Origin of the sequence: Muricoccus pecuniae (assembly GCF_014199205.1) — a bacterium.
In the GTDB taxonomy this organism is placed as follows: domain Bacteria; phylum Pseudomonadota; class Alphaproteobacteria; order Acetobacterales; family Acetobacteraceae; genus Roseomonas; species Roseomonas pecuniae.
This window is the reverse complement of the sequence record NZ_JACIJD010000022.1, coordinates 17,285-34,548: the sequence shown is the minus strand read 5'-3', so window position 1 is coordinate 34,548 and position 17,264 is coordinate 17,285. Positions and strand designations below refer to the sequence as shown.

Sequence of the window (17,264 nt, the reverse complement as noted above, 5' to 3'; positions counted from 1 at the left end):
CCCGGAAGCAGACCGTTCCGAGCCATGTCGTGGCCATCGATTGGGCCAGCGGACGATGTCAGGCACCGCCATCATGCCCCGAAGCAGACATGCTTATTGTGTCGTCCGACGTCAGCGGCGAGGACGTTCATGAGCGAGGAGCCGACGCTTCTCTCACTCCTGCCATGAGCGGACGGTTGCCTCTATCGCTCCTGAGCCGGGTGCAATGGAGCAAGAGGAAGTCGCAGGCAAAGGCTCCGGGCAGGGAGCACCTCGCTCCATTGCTCGATCAGGCGCTTGAATGCTTTGCCGACACGTCTTGGCTTACGATCGAGGTCGTAGAGCCCGACCGGATGCACGTGACCGGAATGCTCCCGCAAGGCCCTGTCCCAGTCGATTTGGTCAGTCAAAGAATACCAGGTGAAGCCCAGTACCGGGATGGGAGTTTCCCAAAGCAGGAGCAAGTTGGCCCACTGCTTCCAAAGCCAGTCCGTGGAGTCGCTTTCGGGGGCGTCCACAAGGTTGGTTTCGGTGTGCATGAGAGGAAGGTGATAGCGGCTGTAATATTGCTGGATGATCGTCGCGTAGCCGTAGACCTCTCCGGATGCACGGGTGCTTCCATCATCCAGAACCAGATGTTCGTTGGTTTGATAGTAGTCGGTCCCGAGGACACAGTGCCGCTTAAGATCGGTGCTCCGAAAAGCCGCATACTCCTGGCGCGTCATCCCGTTGTCCATCAGGTACTCGTACATCGGGGCGTCCACGGCATGCCCGTAGTTCAGGTCCAAGGACAGGAAGCGCTCGGCGTTGCGATGGCGGGCTTCGGCCCAGGCCGCAGGCGATGCCGCGTGGTATTGCTCCGTGGACTCGCTCTGGATGAAGATCGCGTCAGCCCGCACGGTAAGGATGGCCCTCATGGCCGCGAGATTGGCTCCCACAAGGTGCTTCATGGCGGTCACGAAGCCAAGCTCGCTGCTCAGCTGCTCGTTCCACCATCCATAGCGGCCAGAGAACAGGGCACAGACATACATCTCGTTCACGGGCGTGTAGAGCTGCACCCAGGGGAAGCGCCTGGCGAAAGCTTCTGCGTAGCCCGCGAACAATCGTGGGAAGTCAGGGTTCTGGAAGTTGCCAAGCCAGTCAGGCACCCCGAAATGGCAGAGGTCCACGATCGGGTAGGTGCCCTGCTCTCTCAGGGCGGCGAGGGTCTCGTCCGCGAAAGTCCAGTCGTATCGCCCTTCGCCGAGCCACGTGGTGTGTAGGGGTGGTCCGTAGCGCAGGAAGCCGCAGCCGAGTTCCTTCACCAGCGAAAAGTCCTCAGCCCAGCGACGCGTATGCCCGCTGGCAGCCATTTGGTCGACCCGTCGTCCGTTTACCGTGGGGATGCTGCTCTCTATGCCGGTTGCAAACATGAAGAACGGCACTGAAGGGCCAAAACATGGCTGTTGGGGGAGAGCCGGACGTGTGGACATGATCCCTCCTCATTCCGACAAGCTCTGTCGTTTCCGATAGGATTGCAGAGCGGGCACGGGAAAGCGAAGAAAACGGCAGATCTCCGCGCTTGTCGCTCAAGAGCCGCCAATCCGCTCTCAGCCACACCCGGCCATGACGGCTCTGTACCCACCTAGGCCGTTGCGCAGCCTGCTTGCGATTCCCGCAAGCAGCCACCGCAGTCCCGAGGGTTCTAATCAGGAAACTCGCTCCACCTGGAACGACGAGAGCCCGGCCTGCATGACGCTAGCCCCGGTGGTGGTGCTCACCTCTCCTTCACAGCCCACTCTCCTCAATCCGAGCGCGCCGGAGAGCCAGTCACGAGCCTCTCGGCTGCACTGACCAAGCTCTGTCTCGTCACGGGCTTCTCGAGACGCAGGCGCTTCAGGTGCTCGGGATCACCGACAATGCGCCCATCCCCGGCCGCGAACAGGTGGGGCAAACCGTGCTCGTTCAGCCTGTCAGCGATGGAGGTAGGCGGTTTCGCCACGACCGAGATCCACATCCAGCGGCCTTCACGGCTCCTCGATGAGTTCGCGGTGCCCGCTCAACGCTGGGCACGGGTCCGATAAGCTCCGCACCCGCTCCGCTCAGCCACTCCTCCATGACCTCGGCAATGAGGAACTCATCCTCCACCATCGGAGGGCGGCGCAGGAAACGCCGGATCCCGCGGGTCACGGGAGGCACGTGGAAAGACGCCGCCGCCCGTCGTTACCCCTGGCTACAGAAATGCAGCGATGCAGGGCTGTATTGAAAACAGTGGCGGATTTACTTGCATTTTATGCACGACTTTGTGATCTTCAACGCAGAAGCCTGTCTACTTGTGACGCGATGTGAACATTCCCCCGGCGGCTTCGTGCAAGGAGGGCATTGGCATGCGGGGCGCGTTCCTTCCTGCGACCAGCATCGCTCGTCGTCACGCCTCCCCGGCAGCCTGCGGGGCTGTCTTGGAGGCTCATCCCTCGTATGCGCCAGGCAGTTAAGGAGATGGTACCGGCAGCCCCTCAGCCCGATCTGATACGCGGGCGCAGGCTCCTGCCAGCACTGCGCCCCCAGGCGCCCATGGTCCTAGTCCTCGGCCTGGCCCTGGCCCTGGCAGCGCTGGGCTTCTTCGTCTCCGCCGTACTGGTCCCCGCTGCCCTGCTCGGCTTGGCAGCCGGCCTGGTTCTGGGCACCGGCCTCTTCGGTGGCGCGCGCACCAAAGGGGGGCAGGCGCAGCCCAGCCCCTCCGAGCGCATGGCGCTCGACCTCGCCGCCGTCCTCATCCGCACCCCAGAGGGCGTGATCCGCTACTGGTCGCCGGGAGCCGAGCGCCTGTTCGGCTACTCGGCGGCCGAGGCGGTGGGCCGCGTGTCCCACGAGCTGCTCGGCACGCGCTTCATGGATGGCGGCCGCCGTTCCGCGATGGCCGAGCTGATGCGGGCCGGGCACTGGCACGGCGAGCTGCGCCACCGCCGGCCCGACGGGGTGCAGACCACCGTTGCCACGAGTTGGGACCTGCGCAGCGACGGCACCGAGATCCTTGTCGTGGAGGCGAGCACCGAGGCCTCGGCCCTGAAGGCTGCGGAGGAGGAGCTGCGCGCCTCGGAGGGGCGACTGCGCCTCGCGCAGGAAGTGGCGGAGATCGGGACTTTCGAGTGGCCCCCGGGCACGGAGGAGCAGGACTGGTCACCCGAGCAGCACGCCCTCTTCGGCACGAGCCCGGATGCCGGGAAGCGCCCTACGGTGGAGAGCCTCGTCGCCCTGGCCGTGCCCGAGGACCAGGCCTCGCTCCGCGCCGCCCTCGCCCGCGCGGAGGAGACCGGCGAGTACGAGGCAGAGTTCCGGATCCGTCGCCGTGGCCGCGATGCCGGGGAGGAGACGCGCTGGCTCTATGGCCGCGGCCGGCGCATGCCGGGCCATGTGGGCAGCCGCGGCGCGATCGTCGGGATGCATGTGGACACCACGGCCCGCAAGGATTCCGAGATACGCCAGACGCTCCTGATCCGCGAGGTCGACCATCGCGCGAAGAACGCCCTGACCGTCGTGCAGGCCATCCTCCGCCTGACGCGCGCGCCCGACCAGGAAACCTATGTGCGGACGGTTGAGGGCAGGGTCGCTGCCCTGGCCCGCGCGCAGACCCTGCTGACCCAGAGTGGCTGGTCCGGCGCCGATCTCCGCACGCTGCTCGAGGGCGAGCTGGCCCCTTTCCTCGCGGCCGAGGGCCTGGGCCCCACGGCGGTGATCTCCGGCCCGACGGTGATGGTGCCGCCCGTCGTCGCCCAGCCCCTCTCGATGGCGGTGCATGAGCTGGCGACCAATGCGGTGAAGCATGGCGCCCTGTCCGTGCTGGGCGGGGTGGTGCGCATCGAATGGGCGGTGACCTACGGCACCGGCCGCAGACTGGCACTGCACTGGCAGGAGACGGGCGGCCCCTCCCCGCTCGCCAACCCCGCCCATTCCGGCTTCGGCACGCGCGTCCTCCAGACCACGGTGCGGAGCCAGCTCGGCGGCAGTCTCGCCCAGCAATGGCTGGAAACGGGGCTCGACTGCCGCATCGACATCCCGCTACCCAGCACGGCGCAGCCCTAGTTATGGCACAGAAGCGAGCGTCATGCCCCTGATCCTCATCCTCGACGACCGAGCGACCAACCGTGCGATCTTCGCGCGGCTGGCGGCGCTCATCGCGGACGAGGTGACGGTGGAGAGCTTCGCCAACCCGCTCGACGCGCTCGAATGGCTGGAGAGCAACAGCGTCGACCTCATCATCACCGACTACTCGATGCCGGAGATGAACGCGGCGGAGTTCACGCGGCGGCTCCGGGCCCTGCGCACCGGCGCCACCGTCCCGGTGCTGGTCGTCACCGCCCATGACGACCGCGGCTTCCGCCAGGCGGCGATGGAGGCCGGCGCGACCGACTTCCTGCAGAGCCCCGTGGACCACTTCGAGTTCGTGGCCCGGTCGCGCAACCTGCTGGCCCTGCAGCCCGCCGCGCTTCCGAGGCCCGTGCCGGACCCGGTCATCGACGACTTGCCGGCGCTCGTCGCCGCGACGGATCGCGAGGGGCGGTTCCTCTTCGTGAACACCCGCATGGCGCAGCACCTCGGGCGGCCCGCGGCCGACCTGGTGGGACAGGGCGTCTCCCAGGTCCTGGATGCGAGGCGGGCGGCGCTCAGCCTTTCCAAGGACCGCGCCGTGCTCGATGCCGGCCAGGGCATCGCCTCCTTCTGGGAGGTGGCCGAGGACCGGTCGATGCTTCTGACCACGAAGGCGCCGCTCCGCGCGGCGGACGGCACGGTGGTGGGCGTCCTCAGCACCTCGATCGAGGTCCATCCCTCCTGCGAGATGCCCCAACCCGGCAGTTCCGGGGACTAGCGCGCATGCTCGGCCTGCGGGAGGGTTTGGCCCGCCTGCGGGGCCGCCCGGACTCCGAGCACGAGATGAGCCTCAACCGGCTCGGCTTCGCGGTCCTCCTGCTGATCTGCCAGTACCTCTTCCCCAGCCCTGACCCACAGGCCGCGCTGCTCGCGGTCGGTGTCTGGTGCGCGGCCGCCGCTGCTGTCTTCGCCCACATCCTCGCCTTCCCCGGCATCTCCACGCCCCGACGCGGGGCGGCGCTCCTGCTCGATGTCGGCTGCCTCTCCTGGTACCTGCAGATCGGCGGGGAGGATCACTCGGCCTTCGTGGCCATCTATCTCTGGATCATCTTCGGCAACGGCTTCCGCTTCGGCCTCCCTTGGCTCCGGGCGGCGACGGCGGTTGGGGTGGCGGGCTTCGCCGTCGTTACCGTCCTGACACCCTTCTGGCGGAGTCAGCCGCATCTCGCGGCCGGCCTGCTCGGCGGCTTCGTGGTCCTGCCGCTCTATGCGGGCTCGCTCATCCGCAAGCTGTCGGACGCGCGCAGCGCGGCTGAGGCGGCGAATCGGGCGAAAAGCCTGTTCCTCGCCTCCGTCAGCCACGAGCTCCGCACGCCCCTGAACGCGATCGTCGGGATGGGCGACCTCCTGCACCAGTCACGGCTGGACACGGATCAGCGCGACATGGCGGCCACGATCCTCGCCGCCGCGCGCGCGCAGCTCGCCCTCGTCGACGACCTGCTCGACCTCTCGCGCATCGAAACCGGGCGGATGAGGGTCGATCTGGAGCCCTTCAGCGTGGCGGAGCTGCTGCTCGACCTCAGGCGGCTCTTCGCTTCCCAGGCCGAGGAGCGCGGCCTCGCCTTCGGGCTGCACTGGGCGGCAGGCACGCCCGAGATGGTTCGCGCGGACCGCCGGCACCTGCGCGAGATCCTCATCAATCTAGGCGCCAACGCGCTCAAATTCACCGAAGCGGGCGGCGTATCGGTCGGCGTCCGGGGCGACCCCGTCGGGCCAGGGCAGGTGCGGCTGCGCTTCGAGGTGTCCGACACCGGGATCGGCATCGCCCCGGAAGCCCAGGGCCGGATCTTCGAGAGCTTCACCCAGGCTGACGCGAGCATCATCAACCGCTTCGGCGGAACGGGGCTGGGTCTTGCGATCTGCCGGCGGCTGGTCACGCTGCTCGGCGGCGAGATGGGGGTTGAGAGCGCGCCCGGCCAAGGCTCGACTTTCTGGTTCACGATCGACGCCGCGCGCATTGATGCCCCGGCCGGCAGCGCCGCCCCGGGCGGCCGGGTGGCGCTGCTGGCCTCGGAGGCGGTCGCGGCGCGCCTCGCCACGGCGCTGGAGAGGGCCGGCATCACCACGAGCCGCGTGACGGAGCCGGCCCAGGCGGAGTCCCTCCCCCTGCTGGCGGAGGCCGGGCTCCTACCCTTGCAGCCCGCGCCGGACGGGCCCGGCCTGGCCCCGCCCGCATGGGGGAAGCGCCCGGTCGTGCTGATCGGTCCGCCGGGGGACACCGGCCTGCCGCGCGGCGCGGCGCGCTGGGCCGGCGGGGTCGTGCCGCTGGATGGCACGGCGCAGGACTTGGTCCGAACCCTCCACATGGCGGGTGCAACGCTGGAGACCGCGCGGCCGGAACCCGTGCGCGAGGCGGCGGGGCCCCGGCTGCGCCTCCTCGTCGCTGACGACAACCAGGTGAACCGCAAGGTCGTCGCGCGCATCCTCGAGCGCGCCGGTCACGATGCCGTGCTGGTGAATGACGGAGAGGCGGCGCTGGACGCCCTGGCGGATGCCGAGCGCCCCTACGACCTCGTCCTGATCGATGTGAACATGCCGGTGATGGACGGGATCGAGGCCACCAAGCTTCACCGCTTCAGCGAGGTCGGCGACGGGCCCCGGCTACCGATCCTCGGCCTTACGGCGGACGCGACGCCGGAGACACGCGCGCGCTGCCTCGATGTCGGGATGGATGGGGTGATCACGAAGCCGGTCGAGCCCGAGGCGTTGTTGGAGGCGATCCGTCGCTTCGTTTCCGACGCGCCCGCCTCCCCCGAGGCCCCCGCGCCGGCCAGACCGCCGCCCTCCCCGGTCCTGGACCCCGAGGTGACCGCACGCCTCGTCAGCCTCGGCGGCGAGACTTTCGTGGCGGAGGTTGCCGAGGATTTCCTCTCGGAGGGCATGCAGATCCTGGAAGAACTGTCGGCCGCGGCCGGCACTCTCGATGGCGTTGCCTTCCGCCGCCAGGCGCACGCGCTCTGCAGCATCTCTGCCAACATCGGCGCGGTGCGCCTCCACGCGCTCTGCCGCGAGGCGCAGCGCCTCTCCGGCGTGGATCTGCGGGCAAGGGCACGGGGAGACGCGGCCGCCATCGCCGACGAGTTCGATCGTGTCCGGGCGGCGCTTGAGGAGGCGCGGGCCGGGTAGGGCTGCCTCAGCGGGCCGGGGAACCCGCCACGCGACGGTCCTGCGCGCCGGCGAGACGCAACATCTTGCGGAGATCGGCCTCGCCGAGCTTCAGCGCCGCCTCAGCCCAGCCATCCACGACATGGCGCAGCTCATCGAGGGTCACGGGCTCCACGCGCCGACGGGTCTCGAAGAGCGCGCGATGGGCGTTGAAGCGGCGCCCCGTGCGCTCGACATACTCTCGCACTGCCTCCTCGCCCTCGCCGTCCTCGGCCAGCACGTCAACGAGCCCCATCCCGTGCAGCTCCGCGGCGCCGTACATCTTGCCCGAGAGGATCATGCGCTCGGCCGCCACACGGCCGATCCGGCGGGAGAGAAACGAGTACGCGCCCATGCCGGGGAAGAGGTTGAACAGCACCTCCGGCAGGCCGAACTTCGCGCTCCGCTCGGCGACGATCACGTCATGGGCGAGCGCGCACTCGAAACCCCCACCGAGGGCGTCGCCCTGAACGAGGGCGATGGTGGTCACGGGCAGGCCAAAGGCGGTGTGGTTGCGGTGGATCGCCTCGACCGCGACATGCCCGTAGTGGCGCAGTCCATCGAGGTCTCCCGCACGGATAAGCTGTGCGAAAAGAGCGAGGTCGCCCCCGAGATTATAAATGCCGTGGACGGAGGAGCCGAGCACCACGTGCCGCACGGCATCCGGCGCGGCCCGCATGACGTTCGTCAGGTCGGCATGCATCCTGTCAATGTCGCGCAGCAGGCCGTTGGTGAAGCTGGGTCGGCCGAGCGGGGCCATGCGCGCCCACCAGATTGCGCTCTCCGCATCCAGCTCACCCCGAAGATTCTCGTAGTTCAAGGAAACCGGGATAGGCGTGGTGGCTCTGACGGGCGTCAGTTCGCACGCCGAGAAGCGCGCCGTTTCAGCAGCGACATGCGCGATATAGGCCATCAACTTCCCCCATTTCTCGCCCGTTTGACGGCGAGCCCTCGCGACTGAACCGCAGTAACTCTCGCAATTGTGATGTTATAAGGCATCAAATTTTCGAGATCAATCGACTAATAGGATATTTATTTTAAGCAAAATAATATCAAAAATATCTCGACATCGATGAATTAATATTTTTTTTGATGAATGCACTAAAATAGGATTTCCAGAGGAGGGGTCAGTGAGGTAGGTTCTCACCGCTCCGACTAACAAGCCCCACGAGGTGCTCCGCGCCAGATGTTCATGGCGCATCGGCAGGGGTTGGGCTGAGGCAGAGACGCTTTGGCTGGCTGGTGATCGTTCGAGGTGCGTTCGGTACGGTCTCAGGCGCGGGCGGACGATATTGTAATGCCGACTCCACCCCTCGATCAGAACCTTGGCCTCGGTGAGCGTGTTGAACACCTCCGTGTTGAGCAGCCCATCGCGGAGCTTGCCGTTGACGCTCTCGAAATAGCCGTTCCCCCAGGGGCTACCGGGCTCGACGATTGCCGTGCTCGCGCCCACCCCGCCGATCCAGCCCCTCACGGCCGTGGCTGCGAAGTCAGGCCCGTTGTCCGAACAAATATTGCCCGGTAGGTCGCCCAGGATGAACAGGTCGGACAGCACGTCGGTGACGTTGGCGTCCTTGAACTGGCGGCCCACGCGGATGGCCAGGCACTCGCGGGTGAACTCGTCCACCACGTTCAGCATGCGGAACTTGCGCCCGTCCCGCGTGCGGTCCTCCAAGAAGTCATAGGCCGCGACATGGTTCGGCCGCTCTGGCCGCAAACGCTGGCAGGATCCATTTTAAGCCAGCGCCGTCCCCGTTTGGGCTGGCGGCCGGTACAGGAGCCGAAAGGTTCTCTGGGTCATGCTACGGCAGCGGAAGACGAAGCAGCCGCTCCGGGTGTCGCTTCACCCGCCCCTGAAGGCGGAGATCGCCACCGCTTGCATGGCAAGAGCAACCTCATCGCGCCCTCGCCTACGGGTCGGGCCTGGGGCCTGCACAACTTTGCCCGGGCCTTCAGCTCCGCCCGGATCGAGGCGGGCTTGCCGGACAACCTGCAGTTCCGGGACCTCAGCCGGACGTCGATGGTCCGCCTCGCTGAGGCCGGAGCCACCGTGCCCCAGATCGCGGCCATCTCGGGCCATTCGATCGAGCAGACGCAGAAGATCCTGGAGCACTACCTGCCGCGGAACCGTCAAATGGCGCTCGGCGCCATGGATCTGCTCGTAGAGCGAAGCGGCTCTATCCGCCGCGGCTTCGTGCTGCTGCAGGGTGGGCAGGCGAATGGAGAAGGGGCGCCCGCGGCTACCGGGACTGACGCCGCAACTGAACTGTAAAATAGCCTGTAAAAATCGCGGCGTCGGAAGGACCACCCGCTCTCGTAAACCGCTGAGATCGCTAGCAAAAAAATGGTCGGAGCGGCGGGATTCGAACCCACGACCCCCAGTCCCCCAGACTGGTGCGCTACCAGACTGCGCTACGCTCCGTTGCCGCGGGGTCTAGCACCCGCCCGCAGGCGCCTCAACCCCGCTCCACAGGATTTTGCCGGAAGAGGTGAAATCCGCGCTCAGCGCGCGGCCAGGGCGCGCAGGGCAGCGGCGATGCTCTCCAGCTCGTCCAGGCAGGCGCGCAGCTCGGCGGCCTCGGACGGGATTTCGGGGACGGGGCTCTCCTCTCCCTCGGCCGCGCTCTCGACGCCCTCAAGGCCACCCTCGCGCAGGAGGCGCTGCACGCCCTTGATCGTGTAGCCCTGGGTGTAGAGCAGGTCGCCGATCCGGCGCAGCAGGTTGATGTCCTCCGGCCGGTAGTAGCGGCGCCCCCCTCCCCGCTTCAGCGGCTTGAGCTGAGGGAACTTCGTCTCCCAAAAGCGTAGCACGTGCTGCGGGATGTGGAGGTCCTCCGCCACCTCGCTGATCGTGCGGAAGGCATTGGGGGACTTGCGACGAGTCGTCGCGTCGGCCCCGCCCTCGCTCATGGCCTCGGGCTGGTTCGGAGTGAACTCGCCAAGCACGCTCATGCCGCTCATCGCCCTCCTGCTCAGTCCTCGCCCCGGGGCGGCGTCTCGCCGTTGATCCGGGCCTTCAGCACCTGGCTGGCGCGGAAGGAGAGGACGCGACGCGGGGTGATCGGCACCTCCACGCCCGTCTTAGGGTTACGCCCGATCCGCTGGGCCTTCTGGCGCACCGAGAAGGTGCCGAAGGCCGAGAGCTTCACCGCCTCGCCACTCTCCAGCGTGGTGGAGATACGGTTCAGCACGTCCTCGAGCAGGGCCGCGCTCTCGTTCCGGGAGAGGCCGACCTGCATGTAGATCGCCTCGGCCAGCTGCGCGCGGGTGATGGTGTTCAAGCGGCCATGCCCCCTCTCGCCGACAGGGGGGATTGGACCGCCGGGAGAGGGGGGCCGTCAATCGACTCACCGGCTAACTGTGGACTCCGGCACGCAGTGTTGCCGAAATGCCGAGGTGAGTCGGGGGGGCTAGAAGCGCGCCAGCGCCGCGCCCCAGGTCAGCCCGCCACCGATGGCTTCCATCAGCACGAGGTCGCCGGCGCCGATGCGCCCGTCCCGCGTGGCATCGGCCAGGGCGAGCGGGATGGAGGCGGCGGAGGTGTTCGCGTGGCGGTCCACCGTCACCACCACCCGCTCCGGCGGTAGGCCCAGCTTGCGGCCCATCGCGTCGATGATCCGGGCATTCGCCTGGTGCGGGACGAGCCACTGCACGTCGGTCTGGTCGAGCCCGTTCGCCTTGAGCGCCTCATCCACCGCGGAGGCGAGCTTGGAGACGGCGTGCCGGAAGACTTCGCGCCCGGCCATGCGGACGAGGCCGCCCTCGACCTGCAGGATGTCGCCGTGCCGGCCATCCGAGTGGAGATGGGTGGAGAGGATGCCCGAATCGGTCCCCTCCCCGGCCACCTCGGTGGCGCGCAGCAGCACCGCGCCGGCACCGTCCCCGAAGAGGACGCAGGTGCCGCGGTCCGACCAGTCGAGGATGCGGGTGAAGGCCTCGGCCCCCACCACCAGGGCGGAGCGGCAGGCGCCCGTGCGGATCATCGAGTCGGCCACGCCCAGGGCGTAGATGAACCCCGTGCAGGCCGCCGAGATGTCGAAGGAGAAGCCCTGCCGGATGCCCAGCTTCTCCTGCACCCGCGTCGCGGTGGAGGGGAAGGCGGAGTCGGGCGTCGCGGTGGCGAGGATGATCGCATCGACCTCGGAAGCGTCCGCCCCCGCCCGCGCCAGGGCCTCGCGGCAGGCGGCCGCCCCCATGTCGGCGGTGGTCTCGCCCGGGGCGGCCATATGGCGGCGGCGGATGCCCGTGCGCTCGCTGATCCAGGCATCGGAGGTGTCGAGGTTGTATTCGGCCGCCAGCTCGTCGTTGGAGAGGCTGCGCGCGGGCAGGTAGCCGCCCGTGCCGGCGATGACGGAACGGATCATCAGCCGGCCACGACCTGCGAAGGCTGCTTCTGGCTCAGCAGGGCGACGCCCGTGCGGATGCGGTCCGTGAAGCCGTGCGTCACCATGTCCATTGCCACGTCCACGGCGTGGGCGAAGCCGAGCGCGTCGGTCCCGCCATGGCTCTTCACCACCACGCCGTTCAATCCGATGAGGACGGCGCCGTTGTAGCGCCGGGGATCCATCCACTGCCGCAGCCGGTCGAGCGCCGGGCGGGCCAGGAGGTAGCCGAGCCGCGCGGGAATGGAGGAGTTGAAGACCTGGCGGAGCAGGCTGCCGACGAGCTTCAGCGCCCCCTCCCCCGTCTTCAGCGCGACATTGCCGGTGAAGCCGTCCGTCACCACCACGTCCACCGTGCCGGCGGTGATGTCGTGGCCCTCCACGAAGCCGTGGAAGTTCGCGCCGACATGGCTCTCGCGCAGGATCTCGGCCGCCTGCCGGATGCGCTCGTCCCCCTTCAGCTCCTCAGAGCCGACATTGAGGAGGCCGATGGTCGGCGCCGTCAGGCCGAGCACGGCGCGGGCGAAGGCGTCGCCCATCACCGCGAACTCGACGAGGTTCCGCACCTCGTAGGAGATGTTCGCGCCGAGATCGAGCAGCACGACATCGCCCCGCGCCGAAGGGCCGATCGCGGCGAGCGCCGGCCGGTCGATCTCGGGCATGGTGCGGAGCACGATCTTGGCGAGCGCCATCAGCGCGCCGGTATTGCCGGCGGAGACGACTCCGTCCGCCTCGCCCGCCGCCACCGCGTCGATCGCCAGGCGCATGGAGGCCCGGCGCAGGCGCAGCGCGGCCGTAGGCTTCATGTCGCCGGGGATGTGGTCCGGCGTGTGGCGGATCGTGCAGGCAGCGGCCGCGCGCGGGCGCGTGGCGAGCCCGGCCCTCAGCCGGGGCTCGTCACCCACCAGCAGGAAGCGGGCGCCCTTGTGACGCTCCGCGGCCTGCTCCAACCCGTCCAGCACGGCGTCGGGGGCATGGTCGCCCCCCATCGCGTCGACGGCGAGCGCGAAACGCTCCGCCGGCCCTGCGGCCCCGGATGCGGCCACTCTCGGCGCTCCCCCAGCTATGTCGGACGGGTGGTAGTCGTCGCTCAGGCGCGAACGGCGGCCTTCAGCGGCTTGCCGGCGGCCACGACCTCGCGGCCGTCATAGAAGCCGCAGGAGGAGCAGACGTTGTGCGGGCGGCGCAGCTCGCCGCAGTTCGGGCAGTCCGCATGGGCCTCGCGGGAGAGCGCATGGTGGCTGCGGCGCATCCCACGGCGGGACGGCGAAACTTTTCTCTTCGGAACGGCCATCGGTGCCGGGCCTTTCTATGATGCAACACGTCACGCGAACGGACGGGATTCTCGGGAGGCGCGCGCCTTACCATCCGTGCCCCCGCGGGGCAAGGGTTACGGCGCATTCCCCCCCTTCAGGCCACGCAGGGCAGCGAAGGGAGAGGCGCTCTCGTCGGTCGCTTCCTCGGGCAGGGAGGCCCCGGGGGCGCGGGGATAGGGGTCGAGGGCCAGGGCTAGGCTCTGGGCCAGCGCCTCGCCGAGATCCACCGTGCCGTCGGGCTCGGATTCGATCTCGTCGGGCCCCTCGTCCAGCTCCTCCCCGGGCTCCTCGCCGGGGGGCAGGATGCGCCAGTCGATCTCCTCCTCCACCCGCTGCGGCACGGGGTCGAGGGTGACGACGCAGGCCTGCACCACCTCCGCGCGCATCGTCCCCCGCGCGCGGAGGGCGCCGCCGGGGGCGGGTGCGAGCCGCAAATCCGCCGAGAGCGAGTCGAGCCCGATGATGCCGAGCCGCGCGGCCAGCGCCTCGCGCTCGGCCGGGCCGGCCTCGAGGCGCTCGGTCCGGCCCTCGGCGCCGATGACGGCGGGACGGATGAGGTGGCTGAACTCGCGCTTCATGCGGCGCTCCCCAAATCGGTCCCCTTGAAGTCGGCGCGGCCGGCCACGAAGCCCTCGAAGGGCTGGGCCGCGAGGGAGGTGTCAAGCGCCAGGGCGTGGCGCGCCAGTCGCCCGGCCGCTCCCTCCGGCGCGGCGCCGGACCATACGTTGCGCGCCAGCGCCGCCTCCAGCGCCGCCCCATCCTCCGCCTCCAGCGCGGATTCATAAGCTAGCGCGCGGCCGTGGAAGGCCTCCCACATGGCGCGCACGCGCTTGCCGATGGACATGTCGCCCACCCCCATCTCGCGCAGGTTCATATCCATGTCGGCGAACATCGCGTCGAACACGGCCTGGGCGAGGGCGGGGCCGCGAGGATCGGGGTCGCGGTGGAGCCGGCGGACGAGCAGGGCGGCGTAGAGGGCGATGATGTCGAAGCGACCCTCCAGCGTATCGGGCACGGCCTCCTCGCCGAAAAGCGCGGGGTCGCGCGCTGCCGAGACGGCCGCGGTGTAGAGGGCAAAGCCGGCCCGCTCATGCGTGCGGCGGCGGAGAAGGCCGAAAAGGGCCATGGGAGGCGGTTCCTCACGCCGGCCCTCTCCCCCTGCGGGGCACCGCCCTCTGTTGACCGGGCGGCGGGGCGGTGGCAATCGAACCCGCGAGATGGCCCCCATGTCCTCCCCCGTCAATCCGTCCGCCCCCCGCCGGCCCCGCCCGGTGGCCGGATGGCGCGCCGCCCTGCTCGCCGCGCTGGCCATGGTGCCCCTGGCCGCGCCGCTCGGCGGCTGCGCGCTGTTCGGCGCGCCGGATGAGCCGCGGGGCAACCGGGTGGATGCGGAGCTTCTGCGGGACATCACCCCCGGCGTCTCCAGCCGGGCCGATGTCTCCGCCCTGCTCGGCTCGCCCAGCGCCACCTCCACCTTCGACGCGCGCGAGTGGTACTACATCAGCGCCACCACCCATCTCCGCCCCGCCCGCGTGCCGGGGATCGACAACCAGCGCGTGGTGGTCGTCCGCTTCAACGAGCGCGGCATCGTCGAGGGCGTGGAGCAGAAGGGCGAGACGGAGATGCGCAACGTCGCCGTGGTCGAGCGCACGACGCCGGTGCCGGGCAACGACCGCTCGGTCCTGCAAGCCCTGTTCGGCAATATCGGCCGCTTCGGCCCGGCCCCGACCCAGCCCGTCACGCCCGGCGCCGGCGCCCCGGCGCCCTGAGGGCGGGCAGATAGCCCTCCCGCATCCCTGCCCGCGCCCGGTCGTTCATCCCGCATCCGATGAGGGGATGCGAGAGGACGCGCCGATGGTCGACACCACCTTGATCCGTGAGCACATGCCCGTGGTGGACTGCCACGGCGAGCCGATCGGCACCGTCGACACGCTGGATGCCGGACGGATCAAGCTCACCCGCAGCGGCAGCCCGGACGGCCAGCACCACTTCATCCCGCTCGCCCAGGTCTCGATGGTCGACGACGACAAGGTCACGACCCAGACGACGCGGGAGGAGACCTTCGCCCTCATGCGGTCCGGCCAGGAGGCGCAGCGGGAGGAAAGCTGAACCCCGCCCCGGCCCCGCGGCTTCAGGCCGCGGGAAGCCGCGCCTTCAGGCCAGGCGCGCGGGGCGGCGCGAGACGCGCCAGAGGGCGAAGGCCAGCGCCGGCAGCACCAGGAGGTTCAGCACGAACCAGCCGCCGGCCGCGTGCAGCAGGCCCGAGCCGAAGGCGGTGCAGGCGACGGTCCCGAAGACGATGAAGTCGTTCGCCGTCTGGGCGCGCACGCGCTCGGCGGGGCTGTGCGCCTCGGCGAGCAGGGTGGTCGCCCCGGTGAACATGAGGTTCCAGCCGAGGCCGAGCGCCACCAGCGCGGCGGTGAAGTGGTGGAACTCCTTGCCCATCAGCGCCAGCCCGACGCAGGCCGCGTTCAGCACCACCCCGGCCATGATGACGGGCCGGGTGCCGAAGCGGCCGATCAGCCGCCCCGTGACGAAGCCGGGCGCGAACATCGAGACGGCATGGGCCTGGATCACGGTCGCGCTCGCGGGCACGCCGAAGCCACAGAGCATCATCTCCAGCGGCGTCGAGGTCATCAGCAGGTTCATCACGCCATAGGCCACCGCGCCCGCCAGCGCCGCGGTGAGGAAGGCCGGACGGGCCACGATCTCCATCACCGGCGTCGCATTCGCCGCGCGCGGCGGGGCGGGCGGCAGGGCAACGACCGAGAGCAGCGCCATGCAGACCAGCGGCATCACGGCGAGGATCAGGTATGTGCCGAGGAAGAGAAAGGGCGCGAAGAGGTCCTTGCTGTGCTTCACCAGCTCCGGCCCCAGCGCCGCGGCCATGACGCCGCCCGCCATGACCAGCGCGATGGCGCGGGGCCGGTAGTCCGGCGTGGCCACCTCGGCGGCGGCGAAGCGGTAGTGCTGGGCGATGCCGAAGCCCAGGCCCGCCGGGATCGCGCCGAGGCAGTAGATCAGGAAGCTCGCCTCCCAGATGCCGAAGGCGAAGGTGAGGCTGCCGAGAAAGCTCCCGGTCGCCCCCAGCAGGAACCCCGCCCGCCGCCCGAGCCGCGCGAAGACCATGCCGGCGGGGATGGAGGCCGCCATGGTCGCCGCCATCTGCAGCGCCATGGGAAGGGTGGCGAGGGCCTTGTTCTCCACGAGGCTGTAGCCGATCAGCGCCCCCATCGTGGCCTGGCCGACGACGGCCGAGTTCATCAGCGCCTGACAGAAGAAGAGGAGGCGGACGTTGCGGCGCATGGCGGCACCGGTGGCGGGAACCGCTGTGGTCGCTGACATCAGAAGTGGCTCCATCCCCCCCGGGGCAGGTCGATCGCCTGCCCGTCCGTTCCCAGTACCCTGGCCTCCGGCGGCCCCGGCGTGAAATGCCCGATGCGCGTGGCCGGGGTGCCCGTGGCGCGGGCGGCGGCCAGGATGCCCGGCGCATCCGCGGGATCGGCGGCGAAGAGCAGCTCGTAGTCGTCTCCCCCGGTGGCGAGGCGGGGCAGCCAGGCCGATTCCGCCTCCACCACCGCGGCGGCGGCCGGGGAGAGCGGCAGGGCGGCGAGGTCCAGCACGGCCCCCAGCCCGCCGGCGCGCAGCAGGTGGCCGAGATCCTGGGCCAGCCCGTCCGACACGTCCATCGCCGCCCGCGCCAGCCCGCGCACTGCGGTGCCGAGGGCGAGCCGCGGCTCGGGCAGGCGGTAGCGGCGGGCGAGATGCCCCCCGGCATCGCCCGGCAGGCGCCCCTGCAGCACGGCGAGGCCGAGTGCCCCGTCCCCGATCGTGCCGGAAACCCAGAGGTCGTCCCCCGGCCGTGCCCCGCCCCGCCGCAGCGCCGAGCCCGGCGGCACCGTGCCGATGATGGTGAGGGAGAGGCAGGCCGGGCCGGGGGTGGAAACCGTGTCCCCGCCCAGCACATGCAGCCCGAAGAGCCGCTGGTCCTCCGCCAGCCCCGCCGCGAAGCCCTCCAGCCACCCCGGCGTAGTGCCGCGCGGCAGGGCCGTGGTCATGAGATAGGCGAGCGGCTCCGCCCCCATGGCGGCGAGGTCCGAGAGGTTCACCCGGAGCAGCTTGCGCCCGATCGTCTCCGGCGGGTCGTCCGGGAGGTAGTGGACCCCTTCCACCATGGCATCGGCCGCCAGCACCAGCTCCCGCCCCGGGGGCGGCGCGAGGAGGGCGGCGTCGTCGGAGAGGTCGAGCGCCCCCTCCCCCGCCAGCCCGCGGAAATGGCGGGCGATGAGGGCGAATTCGGGGGGCAGGCTCACCG

The 17,264-nt window shown here is 69.8% G+C and carries 17 protein-coding genes, 1 tRNA gene and 1 pseudogene; 6 read left to right on the top strand and 13 right to left on the bottom strand.

What is annotated here, in order from left to right; all coding sequences use genetic code 11:
* Positions 1-182: 182 nt before the first annotated feature.
* The gene (locus FHS87_RS18805) at positions 183-1,451 is read right to left on the bottom strand and encodes a family 1 glycosylhydrolase (RefSeq protein WP_221300125.1); all 1,269 of its coding nucleotides are present in this window, start codon (positions 1,449-1,451) and stop codon (positions 183-185) included.
* A 1,081-nt stretch (positions 1,452-2,532) separates the two neighbouring features.
* Between FHS87_RS18805 and FHS87_RS18800 the strand changes: the two genes are divergently transcribed.
* From FHS87_RS18800 to FHS87_RS18790, 3 genes are read left to right on the top strand one after another with little or no spacing between them, the layout of a single operon-like run.
* On the top strand, positions 2,533-4,041 hold the full coding sequence (locus FHS87_RS18800) for a sensor histidine kinase (RefSeq protein WP_184520932.1): 1,509 nt from the start codon (positions 2,533-2,535) through the stop codon (positions 4,039-4,041).
* Between the two features lie 22 nt (positions 4,042-4,063).
* Positions 4,064-4,825: a response regulator gene (locus tag FHS87_RS18795; protein WP_184520931.1), complete on the top strand. Its 762-nt coding sequence runs from the start codon at positions 4,064-4,066 to the stop codon at positions 4,823-4,825.
* Positions 4,826-4,830: 5 nt separating this feature from the next.
* The gene (locus tag FHS87_RS18790; RefSeq protein WP_184520930.1) at positions 4,831-7,233 is read left to right on the top strand and encodes an ATP-binding protein; all 2,403 of its coding nucleotides are present in this window, start codon (positions 4,831-4,833) and stop codon (positions 7,231-7,233) included.
* A gap of 7 nt (positions 7,234-7,240) precedes the next feature.
* Here the strand turns inward: FHS87_RS18790 and FHS87_RS18785 are convergent, their stop codons facing one another.
* Both FHS87_RS18785 and FHS87_RS23915 read right to left on the bottom strand, forming a co-directional pair.
* Positions 7,241-8,083 carry a crotonase/enoyl-CoA hydratase family protein gene (locus tag FHS87_RS18785; protein ID WP_376766446.1) on the bottom strand — a complete coding sequence of 281 codons (843 nt, stop codon included), beginning with the start codon at positions 8,081-8,083 and terminating at the stop codon, positions 7,241-7,243.
* A gap of 447 nt (positions 8,084-8,530) precedes the next feature.
* Positions 8,531-9,018: pseudogene (locus tag FHS87_RS23915) on the bottom strand (integrase core domain-containing protein); the annotation flags it as partial.
* Between the two features lie 109 nt (positions 9,019-9,127).
* On the opposite strand from FHS87_RS23915, the gene FHS87_RS18775 reads away from it, so the two are divergent.
* Entirely contained in the window at positions 9,128-9,523 is a 396-nt protein-coding gene (locus FHS87_RS18775; RefSeq protein WP_184520927.1) for a site-specific integrase, read from the top strand.
* A 73-nt stretch (positions 9,524-9,596) separates the two neighbouring features.
* On the opposite strand, the gene FHS87_RS18770 is transcribed toward FHS87_RS18775, so the two are convergent.
* The 8 genes from FHS87_RS18770 to FHS87_RS18735 form a co-directional block, all read right to left on the bottom strand.
* Positions 9,597-9,673, bottom strand: a tRNA-Pro gene (locus FHS87_RS18770).
* An 80-nt stretch (positions 9,674-9,753) separates the two neighbouring features.
* The gene (locus tag FHS87_RS24645; protein WP_221300123.1) at positions 9,754-10,203 is read right to left on the bottom strand and encodes a MerR family transcriptional regulator; all 450 of its coding nucleotides are present in this window, start codon (positions 10,201-10,203) and stop codon (positions 9,754-9,756) included.
* Positions 10,204-10,223: 20 nt separating this feature from the next.
* Complete coding sequence (locus FHS87_RS18760; RefSeq protein ID WP_184520926.1) at positions 10,224-10,532, bottom strand: integration host factor subunit alpha; 309 nt, start codon at positions 10,530-10,532, stop codon at positions 10,224-10,226.
* Positions 10,533-10,661: 129 nt separating this feature from the next.
* Positions 10,662-11,615 (bottom strand): beta-ketoacyl-ACP synthase III, encoded by a 954-nt coding sequence (locus tag FHS87_RS18755; protein WP_221300122.1) that lies wholly within the window; start codon positions 11,613-11,615, stop codon positions 10,662-10,664.
* Complete coding sequence (gene plsX / locus FHS87_RS18750) at positions 11,615-12,679, bottom strand: phosphate acyltransferase PlsX (RefSeq protein ID WP_312862044.1); 1,065 nt, start codon at positions 12,677-12,679, stop codon at positions 11,615-11,617. The genes FHS87_RS18755 and plsX overlap by 1 nt, the downstream gene beginning before the upstream one ends.
* A 44-nt stretch (positions 12,680-12,723) precedes the next feature.
* Positions 12,724-12,927 carry a 50S ribosomal protein L32 gene (gene rpmF, locus FHS87_RS18745; RefSeq protein ID WP_184520925.1) on the bottom strand — a complete coding sequence of 68 codons (204 nt, stop codon included), beginning with the start codon at positions 12,925-12,927 and terminating at the stop codon, positions 12,724-12,726.
* Positions 12,928-13,023: 96 nt separating this feature from the next.
* Positions 13,024-13,527: a YceD family protein gene (locus tag FHS87_RS18740; RefSeq protein ID WP_184520924.1), complete on the bottom strand. Its 504-nt coding sequence runs from the start codon at positions 13,525-13,527 to the stop codon at positions 13,024-13,026.
* A complete protein-coding gene (locus tag FHS87_RS18735; protein WP_184520923.1) occupies positions 13,524-14,075 on the bottom strand; it encodes a ubiquinol-cytochrome C chaperone family protein in 552 nt (183 codons plus the stop codon). Before FHS87_RS18735 ends, FHS87_RS18740 begins: the two co-directional genes overlap by 4 nt.
* 100 nt (positions 14,076-14,175) lie before the next feature.
* Between FHS87_RS18735 and FHS87_RS18730 the strand changes: the two genes are divergently transcribed.
* Positions 14,176-14,718 (top strand): outer membrane protein assembly factor BamE, encoded by a 543-nt coding sequence (locus tag FHS87_RS18730; RefSeq protein ID WP_184520922.1) that lies wholly within the window; start codon positions 14,176-14,178, stop codon positions 14,716-14,718.
* A gap of 85 nt (positions 14,719-14,803) precedes the next feature.
* The gene (locus FHS87_RS18725; RefSeq protein WP_184520921.1) at positions 14,804-15,058 is read left to right on the top strand and encodes a DUF2171 domain-containing protein; all 255 of its coding nucleotides are present in this window, start codon (positions 14,804-14,806) and stop codon (positions 15,056-15,058) included.
* Positions 15,059-15,103: 45 nt separating this feature from the next.
* On the opposite strand, the gene FHS87_RS18720 is transcribed toward FHS87_RS18725, so the two are convergent.
* The gene (locus FHS87_RS18720) at positions 15,104-16,294 is read right to left on the bottom strand and encodes an MFS transporter (protein ID WP_184520920.1); all 1,191 of its coding nucleotides are present in this window, start codon (positions 16,292-16,294) and stop codon (positions 15,104-15,106) included.
* On the bottom strand, positions 16,294-17,262 hold the full coding sequence (thiL, locus tag FHS87_RS18715) for a thiamine-phosphate kinase (RefSeq protein WP_312862043.1): 969 nt from the start codon (positions 17,260-17,262) through the stop codon (positions 16,294-16,296). Before thiL ends, FHS87_RS18720 begins: the two co-directional genes overlap by 1 nt.
* Between the last annotated feature and the right edge of the window lie 2 nt (positions 17,263-17,264).